Source organism: Paraburkholderia solitsugae (assembly GCF_013177695.1).
Taxonomy (GTDB): domain Bacteria; phylum Pseudomonadota; class Gammaproteobacteria; order Burkholderiales; family Burkholderiaceae; genus Paraburkholderia; species Paraburkholderia solitsugae.
Genome location: NZ_WOEY01000034.1, coordinates 14,511 through 35,462, shown reverse-complemented (window position 1 = coordinate 35,462; position 20,952 = coordinate 14,511). Strand labels below are relative to the sequence as shown.

Sequence of the window (20,952 nt, the reverse complement as noted above, 5' to 3'; positions counted from 1 at the left end):
CCTTCAAGTTCCCCCTCAAACCACGCCTGATCTTCTACCTGTCGTTTCCCGGCCATTCTTCTCGCACGCATCGTCGTGATGCAAGCCAGGTTACCAGGATTCGCGAAAGAAGTGGGTAATCACAAGCGCGCGCCTCTTGTTTACAACCCCCCTCATCCTGTCCATTGAAAGTAAACGACTTTTGACGCTCCGGCCCTGTCGCCTGTGAGGACCGCCGTGGCGAAACAACGCGTGTGGCGGTCCTCTCAACAGAAAGCTGGATTTTAACTTTGCGGTTGGCCGATGACAGCATGCTGACCAGGCATCGCTTGGCGACAGCACGACGAGACGTGAAGAGGCTGTCATGGAACAAGATGAGTTCAGCGCTCGACGTTCGGTATACCGGATGCATCAGCGACCTGTATGACGACGGCTCCGATGTTCCGGACTAGTTATTTCGTCGCGCCCCTTGGCAAAGGAAAAAACGCTATCACATGAGGCGCTGGCCCTTGAACGGGGCGTCGGTGCCGCGCGGGAGGTATACGCGGCTTCAACAGCGCTCGAGGCGCACTTCGACGAGGAAGGAAGTCGGCAACCGTCTACACTGGAGCTCGCCAGATTCGCCGCCACAATCCGCTTTTGTCCGTCCATATAAGCTTTTAGAGGACGCGCATCGCTTGCGCTGATGGGCGCCCAGAAATACTGTTCGAGTACCTCGCGGGTAATCGAACATTGCACCGCCTGTCCACGGGGAAATGCGATGAAAACTACCAGTTTTCCGTCTGGCGAAACGCTGGCTTCGATTGTAAGAGTGTTGTCCATGGCCGCATTGGTTCTTTGTTAATCCAGCCGCCGGGCTGTCGCCGAAAGGACTCGCGTCGGTACAGGTCTCATCATCAATCATGCGACCCTACGCCTGGATGATTATCGCTAACATCCGTTGAGCCAGAGAATGATGACAGGCGCTGGACGTGTGCCATATCGTCAAACAAACGCGGGATGGTCACAGAGTCGGCCGCGGACGGCGACCGCGGCTGTCGAAATTCGCCAGGTCGCGCTTTCCGCCTCACCTGCCTGTGACGGACCGGAGCACGGTGAGTAACTGAACCGGCGTGAGCGGTTTTGCGCAATGCCCGTCAAAACCGGCCTTGAATGCGCGGACTATGTCCTCGGGGGAGGCACGCGCGGTGAAGGCAATGAGCAACATATCGCGCGTGAGTGCGCCAAGCCGGAGTTGGCGTGCGAGTTCGAAGCCAGTCATGCCGGGCATGGCAAGGTCGACAACAACGGCGAAAGGCAGCCACTGTTCAGCGACCGCGCAGGCCGCGTACGCGTCGCCGATGCTGCGGACTTCGAACCCGTCCTGCTCCAGTAACAGCTGCAGCGCATCTGCGCCGGCGGGGTAGTCATCGACCACCAGGACGCGCGGATGCGCAATCGGGCCCAGTGCATCGACAGCGCGCCACATCACGAAGTCATCGGTGTTGTCGACATAGACGCGGTGGACCATGATGCTGCCTCCTGGTCGAACGTATCCTGGCCCGTGTGGAACTGGCTTGCCGCGAGACCTGGCTAATTGCGTCGCCGCGGCCGCTCCGTGCCGCGAGTTTCACGCTAACACTTGAAAAAACGTGGGGCAACTCGGCGAAACCACCGATTCGTCGGACCTTGCAGGTGAGAACAGCACCATCGACGGCGATAACGTTGATACTTCATGCAGCAGCAGGCCGGCGTTGAGCATCCAGCTCGCGCGGGTGGTTGCAACAAGTGCAGTCGAAACCACCAGCATGCATTTCATTGTCGCTCTATTGCCTGGCCGAAGTCCTTCGGGCGTGGGCTGAACTTTTCGCCAAGCTTGGCTATGCCGCTGCCTGCAGCGGGGCGTCGCATGCAGCGGGTGAACTCGGACGGGCTGGTTGCTACAGATGCGCCGCTCTCGGATTTTCGCCTGACGTGCCCAGCGCTGCTACTTTCGGGTAACCACGTCACGCCGCACTTGCGTAAGCACGTATTGTTAGCTCCTGCTCTCAGGCGGGAACACGCGCCAGGTACCGTCATCGTGCCGGAAGAAAAAAAGTGCAACCGGGCCTTCGGGTCGCAGTGCCTCAACGCATACATAACGTCTCCCGTTGGAGGCTGTGCGACCGAATCGGGTTACCCGAACTGGTGTCGCGGAAGTTGGCGTCAGCCATTTTTCAACCAGCAAATGCAATGACTTTTCTGCGGTGGTCATCCGCTTCTCCTTCAACCTCGCTCCCGTTGGTTCGGTCGTGCCCCTTTGGACTTGGCATGACGAAGTTTCGGCCACAAGGAGTCTGGTCAATTCGCATGATTGACAGTGGAAGCAACCCAATGAAGCAACGGCGGCCACCCGCGCAACCATGCCTGCGAATTTCTGGCTTAGGCCAATGCTTCATGACGGCGTCCGAGGCGCGCTGGACGCCGCCGTGCTCCAGAAGGCCGTGCGCAAAAAAAAGCGAGCAGGGGCCCGCTTGAAGAATTAGACGACGGTGGCCGACGTCAAAAACGCTGTTACTCCTCAGCGGCGGCGACTGGTACGACGGCCTGTCGAGTCCGCTTAGCCGAGGCCGACGACGCAGCGCTAACATTGCTTTCGGCAATCTCAACCGTTTGCTTCGTAGCGTTTTTGGCAGCTTCATACGTCGTGCTGGCCGTTTCGCTAGCCGTCGTGATGAATGTCTTCCATGCTGCCACGGCGGTTTCGCTTCCGGCCGGCGCGTACTTCGCGAACCTGTCGACGAACTCTTGCGTCTCGCGATAGTACTGCTGGAACTGCGCTTCAGCCGCCGCCGCGAATTCACCTTGCGTGCTGGAGATGATTTCGTACACGTTACGGCCATACGACTGCGCTTTGTCTGTCACGGACTGCTTATAGGTGGCCTGCAGAGCGAACAAGTCCTGTGGGTCTTTGACCGAAAACGCCTTGGCCGTGATTTCCTGATTTTCGGTGAGCGTCGATTTGACCACTTGCAGGTTCAGCTCAACCAGTTTTTCAATGCCGCCGAAAAATTTGTTCAGGAGTCCGGATATTGTTTCGAAAACGACCTTCTGCGCTGCGAAAAGTTGTTCAGGGGCGAGACTGCTCATCACTAACTCCATAAGGGTGGACGTGGCAACTCTTCGGAACACCGCCGAACGGCATTACAAACGACGAGCCACAGAGTAGGAACATTGGTGCAGTGCAGCATAATTTATTTTAGGACTGGGTGTGCGAATGTCAATCGTTTGCTGCGTTGCGGCGATACGCGGCCTGCGCCAGAGACGCTGAATGCCGCACTGGTGTTGACGCACAGCGGTACTCCAGGGAAAACCCTGGCCAACGTTAGGGCCTTGCCTGGAGGTGATACGTGAACATTTACTTGGGTGTGTGCAACGCCGCAAAAAAGGTTGCAGTCAGGCTGCCTGATGCTCAGGGGCAAAATCAGCACATCTGCTGATTCCGGTGTCGATTAACGAACGGACCTTGCAGCCAGGACGGCTTGCGCTATTGCGACTCGATTGCGTCAAGGCGCGCCTGCGCCGTCTCATCAGGGTACTGACACTGATACGCGTCGAACAGGTGCGAGCAGAGTTGCGCCAGTGCAGCAAGGTGCACAGCCTGGTCCGCATGCTCTACCTCTCCTGCGTTCAGCAAGTCGTCGAGGACCGGAGCGAGACGGCGCAGTTGCCGGAAAGTGGCGTCGTCAAGTTTCATGTTGGACTTCCTGTCTTCAGCCGATACGACTCATGTCGCACGGACCTGGCCCACGGCCTTCCCTGTGGCCGCCAGAAGGTACTTTTTGATGTCGTTACCTGGGAGGGACGCATAACACCGGGGCAGGTACGGATAGCGCCAGCGCTCGCAGCGACGGTTCGCGGCTTGCACACCAAAAAGCGTTACGGCTTACCAAGGCTGGTGTCGCCAGGGTCCGTATGTTCGGACTTAACAACCGTTCCGCGAGCGAGCGCATGGTGCTCGTGGTGCACCCTGGCGGTCAATGCCTTGTTTGACATCGTAAAGCATCAGGGCGAGAGCCGTGAATTGCGATCTTCGTACGCTGCCGCTGCGCTGCACAACAAATCTGCGAAACCACGTGAGCATTAGACCTTGATTGCCCGCGCCATAGGGATAAAGCGTGCCGGACGATGCGGTCAATGCGAAGTATCGTATGCCGGATGTGCTGATTACCAAAGCTAAATTTGTGCGATGCACAATAATAAAGTAATTGTCAAATCGTCCAGGGAGGGTTTACGCTTAAGTGACTTCCTCGCGAGATGACTATGGCCACGCCTGCTCTTCTGGACCGTTACGAACTGCTCGCAGCCTGGCGTCGCGTCACTCCGAATACAGAATTTGTCGAGCGTTACCGCTATGAGCTGGACGAACTCGGCGAGGCAGTTCTGAATCCTTCCCCGTCTGCCAGGCGCCAGATAGTGCTCACAGACGTCTACTGTGACCTGACCGAACACATGGGTCATCTCGCAGCAATGTCGGTGGCCGTTTCGACCCGGTCATTTGGCATCCGGGTCCCGGACGTCGTATGGATGCCGTGCGACAAGTGGGAAGGTTTCGACCGCGACGACCCGCTACCATTCGTGCCCGACCTGTGCGTTGAAGTGCTTCTCGATAGTGACAGGGTGCAGGGCATCGACCGTCGGATAACAAGCTATCTGGAGGGCGGCGCAACTGAGGTAATCGTTGTGGACCACTTTGGACAGGTTGAATTCTGGGGCGCCAGAGGTCGGCGACCCACTTCAACTTTCGGGATAGCACTATCTCTCGACGGTATGTACTTTGAGAAATCCGGCGTGTCTTCCATTGCCAGCGTTCGAAGTTGATAACTTATCCAGCCAACGCATCCTTCAGTGATTTCATCATGGTCGGTCGGCACCTAGTCATGCAACGAGCATGAGATAGCTATTACATGGGGCTTACGAGGACCTAACCGTCGCCAGTCGCGTGCCAGCGAATGGGTCCCGACTCCAGTCAATCACCGTCCGTCCACGGCTAATCGACGTTGATGACTTCTCAACAGCAAAATGCGCCAGTGACTGCCCAGCACTCGTGGCTTGCCTCAGCCACTGGGGCATATCGCCCTTGCCATCCCAGGTGTCGCCGAAAGCACTGCGATATCGTGCCGACTTTTGACGTGTCCTTTCTTCGGCAATTGCCGCTGCGACGTCGCCCACCTTGATGCCAACCTTAGCCATCTTGCGGCGTAGGTATGCAATCATACTTTGGCGCTTTTGCTCATCCATGTCGGTTTCCCCTTCGAAATTCCAGCCTCGTAGCGGTCTCGTGTCGTCTCGCCGACGCGCCCTGCCACTAGGTGGTTCGGACATGCGAAGTATCCTGTTGAGAAAGCCTGCCGTCGATGTGCGATTCCTGAAAACAGTGTTGCAGCCAGAGGGGCCAAACCGGCTGGCTCGTCCGTCTCTCGCAGTCTGGGGATAGAGAGCGCCGAGACCGTGCCGTTTCAGTTTCAATTTCCGACAGAACGTACGATAGGTGACGCCAAGCTTCCAGACAGGGCGGTCGCCATCGGTGTTAGCGTGACCTGTTTGCGACGCGCCGAACGGAGATGCTGAAGAACCAGCGAGCCACTCCCGGCGTGGCTTTTCCAGAACGGTATATCGACCGCAAATGATAAAAAGTCAGGCTTGAAGGCGTAGCGTTTGTCGCGACAGTCGCGCGGCGATGATGCCGCCAATCGCGCCACCGAGATGGCTTTGCCACGATACGTGCGGATAGAGGGGCAGCGCGCCGACCAGCATACTCAGTCCGTAGCTACTGACCACGAACAGGGCGACGAGAATCGAGAGGATGCTACGCGTGTAGAAGCCACGTGCGACGAGATATCCTGCGTATCCGAACACCACGCCGCTCGCGCCGATGTGTACGGAATAAGGCGCGCCCAGCAGCCATGCGCACGATCCTGCGCCGAGGATGGCCCCGGCGGTCGCCTGCCAGAAATTTGCGATGCGCGGCCACATCGTAAGCCAACCGAGCACCAGCAGACCACCCGTGTTGGCAGTGATGTGCCACAGGCCGGCGTGCAACCACGGCGCAAACAGGATGCCCTGCAAACCGTCCAGCGTGCGCGGAACAACGCCGTGACGGTTCAGATGCAGGAAAGGCATCGACACCGACAGAAAGAACACCGCCCACATCGAACCGACAAAAAGGGCGAGCAGCGCAATCCGTGCCTTGAGCTGGTCGACGAAAGAACCAACGGCTCGCGATGGGGCGGTTGAAACACCAGGTTGCGACATGTCCAACTCTCCCGGGGGTGGTATGGGTGGGTTGCGTTTCAGCGCCAGGTCGCGGAACGCGTCACTTGCGCTAGACTGGCTTGAGCAACCGGAAGGAGACTTGGATGATACGCAAGACGCTCAATGCCTCGCAGCTTCAACAGGAGGTCAACCGGCGAATCCATCGACTGCAGGAAATCGTCGAGGATGGCGTGAAGATTCGTGTGCCGCGGCCGCAGTTGCAAGAGGCTGACAAGACAGGCTGCAACTGGAACATGACCCACTTCGGCAACGCGGTCGGCTTCGAGCGCGACATCGAGGGCGTGCTCAAGGCCGTGCGTGCGGAATACAACCTCAATACCGAAGTGAAAGACACCGGCAACCCGTTTGGGGACTAACCGCGAAAGACATCGATTCGTTGTTCGTTTTTGATGGCGTGGGCACTAATGGTGCGCTGACCTCTAAGGGAAGTCGGCAGTTGACCCTCCGCCCCAAACCCTCACACTCAACGGCGTCGGCGCGGTGAAAGATGCGCGAGTCGAAGAGCACTACACCTGCGTTCGGTGCCGCGCGGTATTTGCACGCATTCTCGGCGGGCCGCCGATGCGGCGGATTTGGATGTTGCTGAACGCTGGCCAGCATTGACGCAGCGTATGCTCGCACTCGCATGAGCGCGAGATCCTCACTCCTGGATTTCTCCAAATCGGAAGGACGCAGCGATGGGTACAGCGTTGAGATAATCGAGTGAGGATTCCCGTGCAGTTCAACGACGACAACTCCCCAGTCTATTCTGCGTTCCTCCTCTGCGGCCGCCGGGGCTTATTTAAATGGGCAATTGCACAATGAGCTCTGGACGAGCTGTTGCTGGAATCGATATTGGCGGCGACCGGAAGGGGAATCATCTGGTTATCCTGCGTGGTACCCAAATAGTGTGCAACCTCCGCAAAGAAGCGCCGGAGCATATGCTCGAAAAATGCTTCGAATTTGAGGTAGCAGCGGTGGGCATTGACGCACCCTGTAGGTGGCGAATTGGCGAGGGCGGCAGGAAAGCTGAGAAGTCTCTTGCTCAACAAAGAATCTTTTCGTTTGCCACACCGACTCGCGAAATGGCCATGTCCAGTAAAAGCGGATTCTACGGGTGGATGTTCAACGGCGAGCGTGTATATGACGCATTCGCCCCACACTTTCCTCTTTTCAAGAATGGTGAAGAAATGGGTGACCGAGTGTGTTTCGAGACGTTTCCCCACGCGATAACTTGCGCCTACCTTGGGAAGGAAGTCGCATCGGCGAAGAAAAAGGGAACTCAGCGCCGAGAAATCCTCAAACATGAGGGAGTTGAAACAACGACGCTGAGGTCTATCGACGACGTTGATGCGGCGCTGTGCGCGTTGACGGCAAATTATCTACTTGACGGAAGAGTCGAAGCGTACGGCGATGAGCTGGGGGGATTCATCGTGGTGCCTACTCCCGCTGTTCACGACAGGCGAGTTAGTTCAGACCTTTCCCACGACTGAATTAATACGGCTGATGCAATAGCGGCGCCATGCGTCCCTTGAGTCCGTTAGGCACAGACTTGAGTTCCTTCACAGGCGACGGCAGTTGTAATAGCGGCAATCACATTCCAGGAGGACTGGTGTATCTGAGACGACATTTGGTCTTGTTGCTGTCAATGGCAGCGTTTGGTTCGACCGCGGCATGGGCGACCGATATTCGATGTGCGACCACGCGACAACCGGCTGAGCGCGTCATATGCGACCACGCCATACTGAACAATGAGTACGACGATGTCTTCGCGCAGCAGCAGGCTCTGCTGAGCAGTGGCAAACTCTCACCTGAACAACTTGCTCATTGGAGGCAATCGCGCAACGCGTGCAATGACGTCCACTGCATCGATGGTGTATTTGCCCGGTGGGCGGCGATGGCCAAGTCTGTCGAAACAAATTCCCGCGCTGCAGTGGCTCCGGTTATGGCCTCGGCTACTGCCATGGCCCCTGTCGGACCTACTTCGGAAGCAATCGTCCTTCCCGCGTCCCAAGCCTTGCCGACATCAGAAGCATCTCTTGTGCGTCAAGGGAGTGCCGCCGGCGTGGCGCTTCCGAAACCCGTGGAGACACAAGCCTCTTCACCTACGGTCGCGTCTACTCCCTCGGGCGCGAGTGAATCGCGTGGCACGACCGGCATGAGCGCCGGCCTGATGACAGCCTTGCTTATCGCGGTTGGATTCGGAGTTCTCTTCCAACGCCGAAGGAGGAACGGTGGAAGCACCGGGGAACCGCCAAGTAATGTTCGCGGCAAGGACAAGCCTTGAGCGTACCGCATTGTTAAGACCATGAGCAAAGGCAGCGCTGCAGCGGTCAAGTATCGCGACCCGAAGAGTGGTGCGACCTGGAGCGGGCGTGGTCGGGCTCCGACGTGGCTAGCCGGTGCGAAAGACCGCACGAAGTTTTTGATTGATGGCGTTAGCGGAGTTGCGGATTCTGCCGCTGCGAGCAAGCCGAAAGCCATCGCGAAGAAACCCGCGACAAAGACGGCGGTAGCGAAGAAGACACCGGCGAAGAAATTGGTTGCTGCAAAAAAGGTGGGCGCGACGACGAATGTGGCGGCCGCGCCGGAAGCCGCGGCTGCTTAAGCGACCGTGCAGGCGAGCACACAGAGCTCGCTTTTTTTGCGTCGGCGCGCGCGATTGGCGTGCTTTATCTCGAGCGAGCCCGCAATGCGTCAAGACGGGCTGCGCATTTTGCGTTCGAATCACCGCGCTTGTATGCCTGTGCCGCCTTTGTACTGTAGGGGGCGCCGTCGACGGGAGCACTTCTCTCCCAGTGCCCCTCCCAGTACAAGCCAAGGTTGTACGCGGCCGACCGGTGTGCACACACAATAGGTCTCGATTCTGATCATTGTGAAAAGGCCTGGGTTGGCGTCCGGCTCGAACCGCATTTCGTCGGCGGAACCATACAACCGCTACCCCGCAAGGCACGCCGACCTGACCCGCGACTTCTACGCTCACTGAGTGACGAACATAGCCTGGATAATTCGCACGTTATTACGGCAACCGGCGTGGCGGGCTCAGGGCGGGTAGGGGGCAGAGACGAAGCGCGCATGCTATGCCGGGAATCAGGGCGTTACTTGCATGCCGCAGTCGAGGTTAAACGCCCCTGTTCAGGTCCCCATTTGCTGCCGCTTGATTGGCTCGCCGTGGCCGTGCGGTCCCCACCGCTCACGATAAAGTCAGATGGTTCTCGTGTTCGCAAGGCGCCGCCACATAGGGATAGTCCTAACCCCGGAATGCTTTACGCGTGGTAAGTATTGTACTAGTCTAAACTGTACAAATGGAAAGTGTAATAATCATCATCGATATTCGGTGAATCGAAAAAGACCAGGGTCGATTGTTGGCGAAAGTCCGATTTTCGAACCTTGGCCTGCTGTACGTGAGTTCGGTGTAGTGTTCCCGGGAAATTTCGCGTACCAGGGGGAAGGGGACTATGTGTCGGTATGGAGGCAAGCCAAATGAGTCCAATTACAGTGAATTCCGCACCAGAGCGTGTGAGATTCGCGCAGCGATCGCTTCGTTCTGTGGTGGAGAAATGGCTTAGGCCAACGCCGGCCGCACCTGCCCGAGTGAGCGACTTCAGTCGAATGGCAATCGGCGGCACTCGCTTCGTGCGCGTCGAGGTGTCGCGACAGGAGCGACGGATTTCCTTCTTGTTCTTCCGGCACATCGACGGTACGTGGAATGTTTTTCCGCCAGCGACACCGCGTCCGATGACGAAATTCTATTGAATGATACCTGCGCCGGCCAAACGCTTGGGCGGCCGTCATTTGAGCGTGTCAGCGACGAAAGTGTCCGTCAATGCAGCCCCGTGCCTACCTGAGGAATGCTCTTGGCACGCGGTAATAATTTTCAGGAACATAGGCTATGTTTGCGGACCTGAGCGAAGATTTTATTGATTGGCCACGCGCTATTGCGCACCGCCTCCACGGTATTGTCTTCGCGGCAATTGTGGTCTTCGGGTCGCTAGCGGGACTGTGTTATGGCGCTGATTCGCAGGTTTGGCAAACGCCCACTCACACTTTCGACGCGCCCCGAGAGGGCACGCCCACAGCAGAGGAAATCGCAACTGTTGTGAGCGCCCGCTTTCATATAGGGTTGCCCGACGCATTGGAAATCAGTCACGCGGTGCTGAACGCAGCCAGGCGCTACACAATCTCGCCGTTCTTATTACTTGCAGTGATCGCGGTCGAATCTAGTTTCGACCGATTCGCGATAAGTGTGGTCGGCGCCAAGGGACTCATGCAAGTGCTTCCATCTCAGCACAGAGACCGCGTCCTTCGCACGTCCGATTTGACTGACGCGCGAACGAATGTCCGAATCGGGTCAGAAATTCTTCAGAATTACATAAGATCGGCAGACGGAAATCTCGAGAACGCGTTATATCGCTATAGCGGGGGCGCCAGGGGCTATGCGCGACGCGTAGTCGATCACATGAGCACAATGAAAGCGGATCTCGGTTTGTAGTCGCGGCTTGGTTTGGAATCCGCTGATGACGTTCAAGAAGTAAATATGGGGCAGAGTGGCACGGCGAGTGAAATACCATGAGCATCTGAAAAAACCACGAGCTTCGTACCCTTGCTCTTCTGCAAGTTTTTCTCGTCGTGCCATGCCAGGCAAGCTAACACGGCACCCGAGAAGTTAACACGGGGCGTTTATGAAACCACTTCTAGCGTAGCGCGGTGGCGCGTGGCTCAAGAGCCGAAAAAAATATCGCAGAAGCTGACAGGTCCGACGCAGGTCGACGGAACTGAGGGAGGCGTCTCCCGTTTGATGTGGCCGGCATCGCTTGTGCCTGTCGTTGCAACACCCATCCCACTGTCGCTGTTTTGCTGCTTGAGCCGCGCGACCTGCTGTTCAAAGATCGGCGCAACGTCGGGGTACGACGTGTTACTCACGAAATTCAGACCGTTGCGGTCGGCTTCAATCAATTCCTGCCGCACCTGCGCACGGGTCTTCTCTTGAGCCTGCGCGTTGATCGAAATGCCCGCTGTGGCGGCGAGAATCAGGGAGAAAATCATGGTCCGCTTATTCACTTTGGACTCCAATATAAATGGCGGGAGGTTGCTGCTTCGGCATCATGACGCGCGCGGAAAACTCAACCGGGTTCCGTCGGACCACATGCGTCGTAGAGGCCTTACTGTCGGAGACAGGTTCGAAGCAAAGCCACTGTTTGCTCCTGTAAGGATTCCTTGATCCACGGCATAAACACATTCTCGTCGTATGCATCGCAACCGACCGGAATCCAGTGCTCCAGAACGTTGGACACCGCGTTCCATTTTTTCTCTGCTCGCTTCAATGCGAGAGGATGGAACGCTGTAGTCTTCATCAGGCGGGCTCACACTACGGTATACCGGGAGCGGGCGCCGCTTATTCCCAAAGTTACCAAGGGTGCAGGCAAAACATGATGCATTCGCGACCGCGTCGCCTGGCATGTTGCTGGTGCAGATCAACGGCATCAGGTCGCTCCATCCCTGGCCACACATTCACAAACTGCGTGGCTGCAAGCTGAAAAACCGTCCCAAAGCCGGATTTATTCCCGGTCGGTTGCCAACGCGCCAGTCCTTCGGGAATAACCTCACTCGAGTTGCGGTATGGAAAGGACACCCTCCCGATGCTTCGGGACGGGTGAACCACCGTTCGGGAGAAGGACATGAGACGTATCTATTTGCTATTGCCGAATGTGCATAGTGCACAGATGACTATCAACGAACTTCTGTTATTGCGGGTCGAGTGGCGACATATCCACGTGATCGCCAATCACAATGTGCCGCTCGAGGATTTGCCAGAAGCAACCCTGGCGCAACGCAGCGATCTGTTGCCCGCCCTCGCGAGAGGGGTGGCGATGGGCGGCCTCACGGGGACGCTGGCCGGGCTGGTCGCACTGGCGTTCCCGCCGGCCGGCCTGACGATTGCAGGCGGCGCGGTCGTGGCAATCACGCTCTGTGGCGCCGGCTTTGGTGCATGGACGGCGACGATGATTGGCGTCGATGTACCGAATACGCGGCTCAAGCGCTTTGAACAGGCTATAGAAAAAGGCGAACTGCTGATGATGGTCGACGTCGCGAAAGATCGCGTCGAAGAAATCGAGGAGGTGATCAAGCTGCGTCACGCCGAGGCCGACATCCAGGGAACGGACCCGACGATTCCGGCGTTTCCGTGACGCCGCGTAATGAGTCGCCCTGGTCGCGTTGCGGCCGGTATCCCCCGACCGCAGTCGTCTGGGAACGTTCAGAACGAGTGGCGAATGCCGAGGTCGGCGGCGAACTGGGAACCCGGTACGCCAAAGAGCGCGCCGTTGATTGCGAGGCCGGTGTTCATGCCCCCATGATTGTTGACGTAGGCGACCTGGCTATAGAGCGTGGTGCGCTTGGACAGCGAGTAATCGACGCCGAGCGAGCCGAGGATCGAATGGTTGTTCGAGTCGTTGCCGTCGCGAGTGTACCAGGCGCCGCCGTCGAGGGAGAGGGCGGGTGTGAGCTTGTAGGCGAGGCCGCCGGAGATCACGCGGTTATCGAAGGAGCCAGCGACCTTGTAGAGCGTGTAAGTGGCTTTGACAGTCAGGCGGTCGAAGTAGTAGGTGGCGCCGATGTTGCGCCCGGAGAAGGCGATGGTGCTAGGGTTCGGGATGGTGGCCGCGGAGCCGCCGGGGTTGCCGCTATACATCGCGGCGGTGATCAGCAAGCCGCTGTAGTGATATGTGAGCCCGGCTGAATACTGCTGTCCGGCCTGGAAGTTACCCGGAGACCCACCGAATGCGTACATCGCGCGGCCCTGGATGCCGGCGATCTCGGGCGACGTGTACATAACGGAGTTGGGGTTGAAGAGGCCGGTGACGATGACGTTGTCGACATAGCTGACGAGCCCGCTGCCAAACTGCTTGAGGTCCCGGGGGTCGTTCGCGAAGATGGACAACAGGAAAGGCGAAAACTGAAGGCCGGCGGTGAGGGTGCCGAAGCCGCCGGTGACGCCGACCCAAGCCTGGCGGCCAAAGAACTCGCCGTTGGAGTTCCCGAATCCCCCGTTGGAGATGTCAATGCCGCTTTCGAGGGTGAAGATGGCGGCGAGTCCGCCGCCGAGATCCTCGGTTCCGCGCAGGCCGAAGCGAGACGCGTTTTCGCCGGCGGATTCAAAGGAAAACTGGTGTCCTTCGCTGGCGCCGGTGGAGAGGTTGAGTGTCTTGCTGGTATAGAGGATCGAGGCGTCGGTGATGCCGTAAAGGGTGATGCTACTTTGCGCATGAGCGGCGGGTGCGCTGGCGAATGTGACGGCTAGTGTGCAGGCGCAGCCGACGGCGGCGTCTCGAATGGCACGAATGGTGGAAATCTTTTTCGTCATGAAGGGTGTCTCCTTTAGTTCATAGTATGTAAATGAATGGCGTGATACCGGGGTGAACGGTGGTGTGATTCGGTGTTGTCGCGTTGAGTAGAGCGTTGCGCGTAGACGCGACCAGACCGACGCGTTATATATATCGTTATAAATTTTGGATGCCTAATCATGCTCCATGCACTTGCCGATTGTTTCTCTCGAGGTTTAGCAGATCAACTCGAAACTGGGTGCCCAACACGTGACAAATAGTCCCGCGCCCAGCAACGAATTTCCGCGCTCCTCCTTGTACAGCCAGTAGATCCCGACCACGTGACGAGGCGATCATCTTGATTAGATCGTGGTCTATTCGACAGTGTTGCCGTTGCACAATCTCTGGTCCCTATTTACGCGCAATTCACGCGTGGGAACTTGACTCGTGCCGCCGGAATTTGTACTTTGTGCGCCACATCTCGTCAGACAGCGTGCCAGCTAGCCGGATCATCTTCTACGGTCCGTTCAACACCTGCGTCGCGGTATGCGGCAAGCCCTGCAAGACAAAATGGTTGCGAATGAGACCCCGCGCCAAATGCGCGTACTGTTTCATTCGACAACGCGATACCATCGGGTAAATTCCCTCTCGCAGGGAACCATCTCAAGTGACGATCCGTATATAGAATGCAAGGCTACCTACCCAGTGTTGTGTTGACCGGAGCTGCTGCTCTGCTTGAGGTACTCGGCGTTCAACCCGAGCTGGTTGCGGCCGGAACCGATCTGCCGGAGCTTGCGCTCCGTTCCGCGGATGTGCCGATCCGGGGTGCGCAAGTGCTTCGATTCCTTTCGCTAGCTGCCGAAGTTACGCAATGCCGGAACTTTGGACTGAGGCTCGCCGAATATCAGGGCCTGGCGGTCCTGGGGCCGATCCTTGTCATGATGCATGGCGCGCGTACCATCGGAGAGGCGATGGATACGCTTGCGGAGTTCTACGTACTACATACATCGATGTCTTCTGTACGGGCTGTGCGGGACGATCAGGGGATGGTTTTGACTTACGACCTTGAAAACGCTTCCGGTCCCGGAGAGGTTCAGGCAGTTGAACTGGGTCTTGCTAACGGTATGCAGTATTTGCGTGCCATCTGCGGTACTGCCTGGCAACCGGCCGTTGTGCAATTCCGTCATTCGGCGCCTGCGGACTGCACAATGCACAGGCGCACGTTTGGCGCATCCCTCGAGTTCAATCAGGACAGAAACGCGATTGTCCTCGATCGCGGTACGGTGACGCGTCCGGTGACACAACTTCGCCGTAACGCGCATCGTGTGCTCGAGGCACATTTGCGGCGAGAAAGATCCCAGGTGGAGGCCCTATGGGCGGTACGCACGCAAACGATGATTCGCGCGCTTTTGCCGTTCACGGACAGTTCGCTCAACGCCATAGCGCGAGCGCTCGCAATGTCCCCGCGGTCCTTGCAACGGCGCCTCTCAGAGGCCCGCACGACGTTCGATGAACTGCGGGAACAAGTTCGTGAAGATCTCGCACTGAAGTATGTGCAGCAGTCGAACCTGCGTCTCGCCGAGATCTCGGAACTGCTCGGTTATTCGCAGCAAAGCGCATTTAGCCGTGCGTTCAAGCGACTGCGGGGCGTCACGCCCCGGCAGTTTCGAGCAATGCGTCACGAGGCTGACCCCGGACGCTCTGCTGATTAGCAATAGCCTGCCCTGCGTTTCACGCGGCGACGAACGTTGGATTCAGGAATTCCGGATCAGGATATCGATAGAAGCCGCGTCCCACTGACTCGCCGATATACCCGGTATCGATGAAATGCGTTTTCACGTATTCCGCAATGCGCCGATGTGTCGAATCGCCCGTACGTTCCGCGAGCGCTCGCGTGACGTTATAGACGGTCGTCATGCCGATTCCGTCGAGAATGCCGAATGGGCCAATTCGATCCGCCTTTGCAATCATCCAGGCTTTGTCGATCGTCTGCATGTCGGCGACCTCATTGACCAGCAGACTCAGCGCGGCGATCAGCATCGGGACGAGCATGGTATTCAGCAGGTAGCCGGGCTGCTCCTTGCGCAGCGGTAGAGGCACCATGCCAATACGGTGTGCGAACTGCACCATGTGCGCGAATACGGCGGGGTCGGTGCCCGGATGTCCCATGATTTCGGCAATGTTGTTCTTCCACACTTCGTGCGCGAAATGCAGGCTCAGCACGCGCTCGGGCCGGTCGGTGAACATGGCGAACTGACTCGGCACCAGCGTTGACGAGTTGCTCGCAAAGATGGTGTCGGCCGGCGCTACAGCCGACAGCGAACGGTAGAAAGACTGCTTGATTGCCAGATCCTCGGGGATCGCTTCGATGACGAGGCCCGTGCCGGCGACGGCCGAACCGAGGTCGGTATTGCCCTCGATGCGTGCCAGCGTCGCTTCGATCTGCTCGCGAGACGCGCCGAGGTCCGCAGCGTAGACGCGCCCTAGCGCATCAAAACGTGCGTTCGCGCGATCGAGGCAGGCGGTATCGACGTCGTAGGCTACGACGTCGATACCGGAAAACGCGCACTGAAAGGCGATCTGCGCGCCCAGCACGCCGGTGCCGGCCACCATGACGCGTGCGATCGGCTGATTGTCGTTTAGGGAATGAGTAGGCATGAGTGACGGGTACGGTGCGTATCGTAGATCGGATGGGCCGGATCTTTTGCCGGTACGAGGATTCACGCCAACGGCGAGTCGGCGAGATGGTCGAGCAGCAATGGGATGATCCGGTCCGGCGCTTCTTCCGGGAGCCAGTGACTTGCCCCCTCGAGTATTGCGAAGCGGTAGGGTCCGTCGACAAAGCCTCCCGTGAGCAGTGCGGCTTCGCGGCCCAGGGCGCGGTCTTCGGATCCCCAAACGTAGAGTGTCGGGACGGCAATGCGGCCTGCGGGATAAGACAGATCGTCGGGGAGCGCGCGATACCAGTTCAACGTCGCGGAAAGCGCGCCCGGTTCGCTGAGACGCCGCACGTTTTCGTCCACCAGCGAAGCTGGAACGCGTCCGGCGTATGCGGCCCGCAGCGCCGCTGCTCCGTCCGCCAGCAGGCGTTGCTCTGGGACACCCCCTGGTTGACGAAAGGAACGAACATAATCCAGGCGCTGGTATTGGTCTTCTTGATGGAGCGCCGCTTGCAGCGCTAACGGATGTGGCGTAGCCAGCACGGACAGCGAATTCACGCGGTGTGCATGCGTCGAGGCGAGCCCCCACGCAACCAGTCCGCCCCAATCGTGGGCAATCAGATGGAAGCGTCCTGCGCCCAGTTGATTGGCGAATGTCAGGGCGTCCGAGTGGAGGTGCCCGGCGGCGTAGGACGCAATGTCTTTCGGCCGGGCGTTCTCAGCGTAGCCGCGCTGATCCACTGCGACTGCCCGATAGCCTGCTGCGCCGAGCGCGGCCAGAATCTCGCGCCAACAGTCGGCGAATTCCGGCCACCCATGCAGCAGGAGAACGCACTCCCCGCTCCGCGGCCCCGCGGCCAGAGCTGTGTGGGTATGCGGCCCGCAGGCCAGTGTCAGCTCTTCCAGGGGCGGAAGCGGTGCGGAGGGTGCAAGGTGAGTCATCGGCGTGATCTCCGTGAGGCAGAAGCGTGGATCATGTGCGTGGACGTCGCTTAACGGCCGCCCTGGCAGCCGATCAGGTCGATCTCGGGCAACTCATTGGCTTTGCAGTAGTCCTGATAGCGGCTCAAAGCCGTCCGCCACGTCTCGACGAACGTGACCTTGCCGTCTTCGTCGAGGAAGTGGAGCTCACCGGTCGACACCACGAGCGCCATACCATTGTCGTCGTCGGAGAGATTCGTGAACGAGTGTGACGACTCCGAGGGCTCAAACACGAAATCGCCGGCTTGCGCGATCCAATCGTGCTGGTCGTATTTCCAGCGACCACTGAGGGTGTAGACCATCACCGTGCCGGTATGGCGATGGATATGCGCGCCTTCGCCTTTGGCTGCCTTCATGAGCAAGACCACTTCGCCCGTGACGGGGTTGATTTTGAAGTACTTGAGTAGAATCTTGTCGTTGATCGGCGCGAAGGGAATCCACGGCGTGGTGTTTCCAGCGATATGGACCGTGTCGATCGCGGAAACATCGTTGAGGGCTAGCGTAGCTTCTGCGTTCATGGAATGAGTCTCCGATTGTGTTGAGGGCTGGGCGTGCGCAGCGTGAACCGTGCGCAATCTCCAGTGCCTATTCAATCGCAAGTCGTCCGTCTGAACTTGACCTGTGCCGCCCAATTTTGTACTTTACGCGCCAAGTTTTTCTTCTCTGGACCGGAAGGAAAATGCGGTCCTGTAAAAGCCAATCGGTGAGCGCTCCAGGGAAGTGGCGCTATCTGTCAATGTGAAGCTGGCGACATAGGTAAGCGCCTGGCTCGATTGCCATCCTCCTCAATATCGCGCCAAAAGCTATGGTGATAATGCAGAGGATTATTAGCGAGGCGGAAGCGGCGGCGTGAAGTAACGAGCTGCCTGGACGCGGAGGTCAGTTTTCACGAAGTAGCGTTCGGTGAAAGCTGAGCACCCGTGTAGAAATCAAGTGCAGCCTTAATTGTGCGCCCACAATAGGCTGACGACGCGCAAGGAGGCTTGAGTTGGCGGCTGCTGAGCACCCTGCAGTGTCAGGGCGCAGGCACGACGCGGTAGTAGACGCCGTTGGCGCCGTACGCGGGTTGAAACCACGTATTACCGCACAGATAGTAGGTCGAGCCGTGAACGTTCGGTGAGACGCAGCCTGCGGGCAGCGCTGCGTAGATCGCGCCCATCGCGAAACCCGCATTGCCGGCGGCGCCGGCCGCTCCGGCGGCCACGCCGGCGTTGTATGCATTCGAAGTCGCCGCCGCCGTGTTGGCGGAGGCGATCGCAGCGCCGGCTGCGACGCCGACTGCCGCGCCCGCCGCGGCGGCTCCTGCTGTGGACCAGCCTCCGCAGTTGTAGCATCCGGAACCGTAATTGTTCACGGTGACCGGGGGATGGTAGGCGGGGTATTGCGCGCCATAGTAGGCGCTGTGGTACGCCGTCGCCCCCGAGGCGCTGGTGTAGGTCGTGGTTCCGGATCCCGTGGCATGATATGCGGACCCGCCATAGCCATTACTGGCGGACGTGCCCTAGCCGTACGTGTGAGTCGCGCTCCCGCCGTATTGATTGGTCGCGGTCGTCTGGCCCGAGCCTGCCTGATGGGTGGCCGTGTCGCCATAGCGGCCAGTCGCGGTCGTGCCTTGTCCGTAGGTGTGGGTTTCGCTGCCGCCTGCGTAGTCGGTGCGGGTCGTCGACCCTGAGCCGGGCGCGTGATACGTGCCTCCCCCGTACGCGTTCGCATGCGACCACGCGCCGACATACGCGGGGACGAGCGCCGGAATAAGCAGAGCCACCAGACGGATGACGACGTTGTTCATGTGCGTCTCCTCACGGGGTTTTCTGATGCATGACTTTCGGCGGCGGCTTCATGCCCGGTGCATCCGTGGCGTCCGGACGCGCAAAAGCAATGCGCGCCGCGCCGCTCGCCTCCGCGGCGGTGAAAGCGTCAGCCGGCACAGCGATATCCAACTTCCAGTCCGACAATTCCAGTACGTGACGCAGGCGAGCGCGATCGTTAAGGTAGATGGCGTAAATGCGGCGCGGCAGCTTGTCTTCTGCGCCGATCCATATCTGGATGAATACGCCGCCGGTGACGTACGCCACCATGTCCGTGGTCGTGCCGCCAACCACGTTCGATTGACCAATATAGAAAGCGGTCGTCAAACCATCGGCGATGTCTTTGTACGGATCCGCGACGATCACATCGCTGAACGGAAAATAGATTGCGCCGGAAACGAACGCGGCCTGTAGCGCTGCGTCGATGGTGGGCGGGGCATCGGCGACGGCGACGAGTTTTTCCACGGGCGCGAAGGCCGTCATGGTCTTACCGTCGTAATAGAAATCGGAAGGCGGGCCGTCGCAGAGCGTGACGACCCTGAGCTTGTCGGGCCGCTGCATCGTGACCTCCGATCGGGTGGAATAGACAAGCGGGGGGCCGAGACGGCTGGGGCTTTCATACGAGACGACGGCGGTAAAGGACATTGAGTGGGCGGCAGCGAGACGGGCACACGCCTGCTTGAGAATATCGACCGCTCGTGGCTCGAGGCCAGGCTTGAATGCAGGTGCAACGTTCTTCGCGACCGGCTTCGCTGCCGCTTTCGATGTGAGGTGCGTCTGTTGGGCGTAGCCGCCCGCAGTCAGCGCCAGGCCGAGCACGATGACCGCAATGTGCCTTAACAGTTTCGCGTGGATCATCAGAGCCTCGCCGAGTCAAACGATTGACGGAATGCGTCCAGCGGCAATCACGGAATCATGCCGCATTCGAACAGCTTGTTCGCGATCGGCGCGGCGACCTTATCGATGAACGCGGCGCGCATCTGTGGATCGTTATGCAGCATCTGCACGGCTTGCTGTTCCCGCTCGGACTTGGGCTGGCCATTTTTTTGCGCGCGTTCCTGCCATAACTGCTCGCAGCTCGATCCCTGGTACTTCTGAACGACCTTGCCTGCGACCATGTCGAGAATCGGGTATTGCGCAATGGCCGCAGTGCCGAACAACACCACCGCAACAATTGCCAACCATCTAAGACGTGTGGCCATGATGACGCCCTCGCTTCGTTACATTGACGTTGCGGCCTTTCAAAGCGGACCGCGCTACGAAACAAGGCTCCTCACGCACAACGTTCAACTTGCGCGAGGGGAGCCGCACGCTAGATCACGGTGTGTATTTGGTGATCTTTTGCCCTTGCACGCCAAGACCTGCCATCAATCCTTGCTGACCGTAGATGAACGCGTAGACGTCGGATTTCATGGTGGTGGTGGTCATTGATTTACCCATCCCCGAGTCCACTACCACCACGCTCGGACCGACGCCGACCGACCATCCGTCGCTCGTGTTGAGATAGCTGATGGCTGAGTCGGTCATCAGGAACATGGCTTCAGAAAAGGTTTGTCCGCCGGCCTGCAATCCCCAGGAGACTGCTCGCGCGGTGTAGTAGCCCATTACTGTTCCATCGGCGGCGAACATCACCCCCTTGCCGCCTTGCGCGCCGGCAATGAGTCCCACTTTGAGAATATCGGGAAACACGAGCACGGCTTTTGCCATTTGCTGAAGTTGTTGTGTCCGTGGCGCGGTGCTAACCAGTTGCTGTGGTGCCGTGCGTGCTTTCGCTTCGAGGTCCGGGTCGGTTCCAGGCGCCGTGCCAGCCTGTTGTTGAGTCGAACAGGAAACCGCGAGCAGCAGGAGTGGGGCAGCAAGGATAAGCCGAAGGTACTTGAACATGTTCGTGCTCCAGCAGGGCAATGACGTCACGGTGTGAACGCGGTT

At 58.7% G+C, this 20,952-nt stretch carries 24 protein-coding genes; 7 read left to right on the top strand and 17 right to left on the bottom strand.

The features are described 5' to 3' along the window. Positions 1–390: 390 nt before the first annotated feature. The 5 genes from GNZ12_RS45510 to GNZ12_RS09055 form a co-directional block, all read right to left on the bottom strand. On the bottom strand, positions 391–801 hold the full coding sequence (locus GNZ12_RS45510; RefSeq protein WP_172310020.1) for a DUF1488 family protein: 411 nt from the start codon (positions 799–801) through the stop codon (positions 391–393). A 244-nt stretch (positions 802–1,045) separates the two neighbouring features. After that, positions 1,046–1,489: a response regulator gene (locus GNZ12_RS09070; RefSeq protein WP_172310019.1), complete on the bottom strand. Its 444-nt coding sequence runs from the start codon at positions 1,487–1,489 to the stop codon at positions 1,046–1,048. A 99-nt stretch (positions 1,490–1,588) separates the two neighbouring features. Beyond that, positions 1,589–1,777 carry a hypothetical protein gene (locus GNZ12_RS09065; RefSeq protein WP_172310018.1) on the bottom strand — a complete coding sequence of 63 codons (189 nt, stop codon included), beginning with the start codon at positions 1,775–1,777 and terminating at the stop codon, positions 1,589–1,591. 734 nt (positions 1,778–2,511) lie between these two features. Continuing rightward, a complete protein-coding gene (locus tag GNZ12_RS09060; protein WP_172310017.1) occupies positions 2,512–3,087 on the bottom strand; it encodes a phasin family protein in 576 nt (191 codons plus the stop codon). Between the two features lie 397 nt (positions 3,088–3,484). Continuing rightward, on the bottom strand, positions 3,485–3,694 hold the full coding sequence (locus tag GNZ12_RS09055; RefSeq protein ID WP_171929380.1) for a hypothetical protein: 210 nt from the start codon (positions 3,692–3,694) through the stop codon (positions 3,485–3,487). Positions 3,695–4,260: 566 nt separating this feature from the next. On the opposite strand from GNZ12_RS09055, the gene GNZ12_RS09050 reads away from it, so the two are divergent. Next, positions 4,261–4,818: a Uma2 family endonuclease gene (locus GNZ12_RS09050; protein ID WP_172310016.1), complete on the top strand. Its 558-nt coding sequence runs from the start codon at positions 4,261–4,263 to the stop codon at positions 4,816–4,818. Positions 4,819–4,911: 93 nt separating this feature from the next. On the opposite strand, the gene GNZ12_RS09045 is transcribed toward GNZ12_RS09050, so the two are convergent. Next, entirely contained in the window at positions 4,912–5,238 is a 327-nt protein-coding gene (locus GNZ12_RS09045; protein WP_172310015.1) for an H-NS family nucleoid-associated regulatory protein, read from the bottom strand. Positions 5,239–5,634: 396 nt separating this feature from the next. Further along, positions 5,635–6,252, bottom strand: a complete 618-nt coding sequence (locus GNZ12_RS09040) for a rhomboid family intramembrane serine protease (protein WP_172310014.1) — start codon at positions 6,250–6,252, stop codon at positions 5,635–5,637. 104 nt (positions 6,253–6,356) lie between these two features. Between GNZ12_RS09040 and GNZ12_RS09035 the strand changes: the two genes are divergently transcribed. From GNZ12_RS09035 to GNZ12_RS09020, 4 genes are all read left to right on the top strand, one after another. Next, a complete protein-coding gene (locus tag GNZ12_RS09035) occupies positions 6,357–6,629 on the top strand; it encodes a hypothetical protein (RefSeq protein WP_062091079.1) in 273 nt (90 codons plus the stop codon). A 444-nt stretch (positions 6,630–7,073) separates the two neighbouring features. Next, entirely contained in the window at positions 7,074–7,745 is a 672-nt protein-coding gene (locus GNZ12_RS09030) for a DUF429 domain-containing protein (RefSeq protein ID WP_172310013.1), read from the top strand. A gap of 815 nt (positions 7,746–8,560) precedes the next feature. Then, positions 8,561–8,860, top strand: a complete 300-nt coding sequence (locus GNZ12_RS09025) for an H-NS family nucleoid-associated regulatory protein (RefSeq protein WP_268959019.1) — start codon at positions 8,561–8,563, stop codon at positions 8,858–8,860. Between the two features lie 1,284 nt (positions 8,861–10,144). Continuing rightward, positions 10,145–10,744, top strand: a complete 600-nt coding sequence (locus GNZ12_RS09020; RefSeq protein WP_172310012.1) for a transglycosylase SLT domain-containing protein — start codon at positions 10,145–10,147, stop codon at positions 10,742–10,744. A 227-nt stretch (positions 10,745–10,971) separates the two neighbouring features. Here GNZ12_RS09020 and GNZ12_RS09015 read toward each other — a convergent pair whose 3' ends face one another. Next, positions 10,972–11,325: a DUF4148 domain-containing protein gene (locus GNZ12_RS09015; protein WP_235993652.1), complete on the bottom strand. Its 354-nt coding sequence runs from the start codon at positions 11,323–11,325 to the stop codon at positions 10,972–10,974. Between the two features lie 605 nt (positions 11,326–11,930). Between GNZ12_RS09015 and GNZ12_RS09010 the strand changes: the two genes are divergently transcribed. Further along, positions 11,931–12,440, top strand: coding sequence for a DUF1269 domain-containing protein (locus tag GNZ12_RS09010; RefSeq protein ID WP_074283600.1), 510 nt, complete (start codon positions 11,931–11,933; stop codon positions 12,438–12,440). 68 nt (positions 12,441–12,508) lie between these two features. On the opposite strand, the gene GNZ12_RS09005 is transcribed toward GNZ12_RS09010, so the two are convergent. Further along, positions 12,509–13,615, bottom strand: a complete 1,107-nt coding sequence (locus tag GNZ12_RS09005) for a porin (RefSeq protein WP_172310011.1) — start codon at positions 13,613–13,615, stop codon at positions 12,509–12,511. A 645-nt stretch (positions 13,616–14,260) separates the two neighbouring features. Between GNZ12_RS09005 and GNZ12_RS09000 the strand changes: the two genes are divergently transcribed. Beyond that, entirely contained in the window at positions 14,261–15,286 is a 1,026-nt protein-coding gene (locus tag GNZ12_RS09000) for an AraC family transcriptional regulator (protein ID WP_172310010.1), read from the top strand. 19 nt (positions 15,287–15,305) lie between these two features. Here the strand turns inward: GNZ12_RS09000 and GNZ12_RS08995 are convergent, their stop codons facing one another. From GNZ12_RS08995 to GNZ12_RS08960, 8 genes are all read right to left on the bottom strand, one after another. Beyond that, complete coding sequence (locus GNZ12_RS08995) at positions 15,306–16,232, bottom strand: 3-hydroxyacyl-CoA dehydrogenase (protein WP_172310009.1); 927 nt, start codon at positions 16,230–16,232, stop codon at positions 15,306–15,308. Between the two features lie 62 nt (positions 16,233–16,294). Then, entirely contained in the window at positions 16,295–17,176 is an 882-nt protein-coding gene (locus tag GNZ12_RS08990; RefSeq protein ID WP_172310008.1) for an alpha/beta fold hydrolase, read from the bottom strand. Positions 17,177–17,226: 50 nt separating this feature from the next. After that, positions 17,227–17,733 carry a 2,4'-dihydroxyacetophenone dioxygenase family protein gene (locus GNZ12_RS08985; RefSeq protein ID WP_172310007.1) on the bottom strand — a complete coding sequence of 169 codons (507 nt, stop codon included), beginning with the start codon at positions 17,731–17,733 and terminating at the stop codon, positions 17,227–17,229. Positions 17,734–18,230: 497 nt separating this feature from the next. Then, positions 18,231–18,569 carry a hypothetical protein gene (locus tag GNZ12_RS44230; RefSeq protein WP_172310006.1) on the bottom strand — a complete coding sequence of 113 codons (339 nt, stop codon included), beginning with the start codon at positions 18,567–18,569 and terminating at the stop codon, positions 18,231–18,233. Between the two features lie 147 nt (positions 18,570–18,716). Continuing rightward, positions 18,717–19,004, bottom strand: coding sequence for a hypothetical protein (locus tag GNZ12_RS44225; protein WP_172310005.1), 288 nt, complete (start codon positions 19,002–19,004; stop codon positions 18,717–18,719). A 10-nt stretch (positions 19,005–19,014) separates the two neighbouring features. Next, complete coding sequence (locus tag GNZ12_RS08970) at positions 19,015–19,881, bottom strand: DUF2092 domain-containing protein (RefSeq protein ID WP_172310004.1); 867 nt, start codon at positions 19,879–19,881, stop codon at positions 19,015–19,017. A gap of 47 nt (positions 19,882–19,928) precedes the next feature. Continuing rightward, positions 19,929–20,225: a hypothetical protein gene (locus tag GNZ12_RS08965; RefSeq protein ID WP_172310003.1), complete on the bottom strand. Its 297-nt coding sequence runs from the start codon at positions 20,223–20,225 to the stop codon at positions 19,929–19,931. Positions 20,226–20,340: 115 nt separating this feature from the next. After that, positions 20,341–20,907, bottom strand: coding sequence for a lipid-binding SYLF domain-containing protein (locus GNZ12_RS08960; protein WP_172310002.1), 567 nt, complete (start codon positions 20,905–20,907; stop codon positions 20,341–20,343). Between the last annotated feature and the right edge of the window lie 45 nt (positions 20,908–20,952).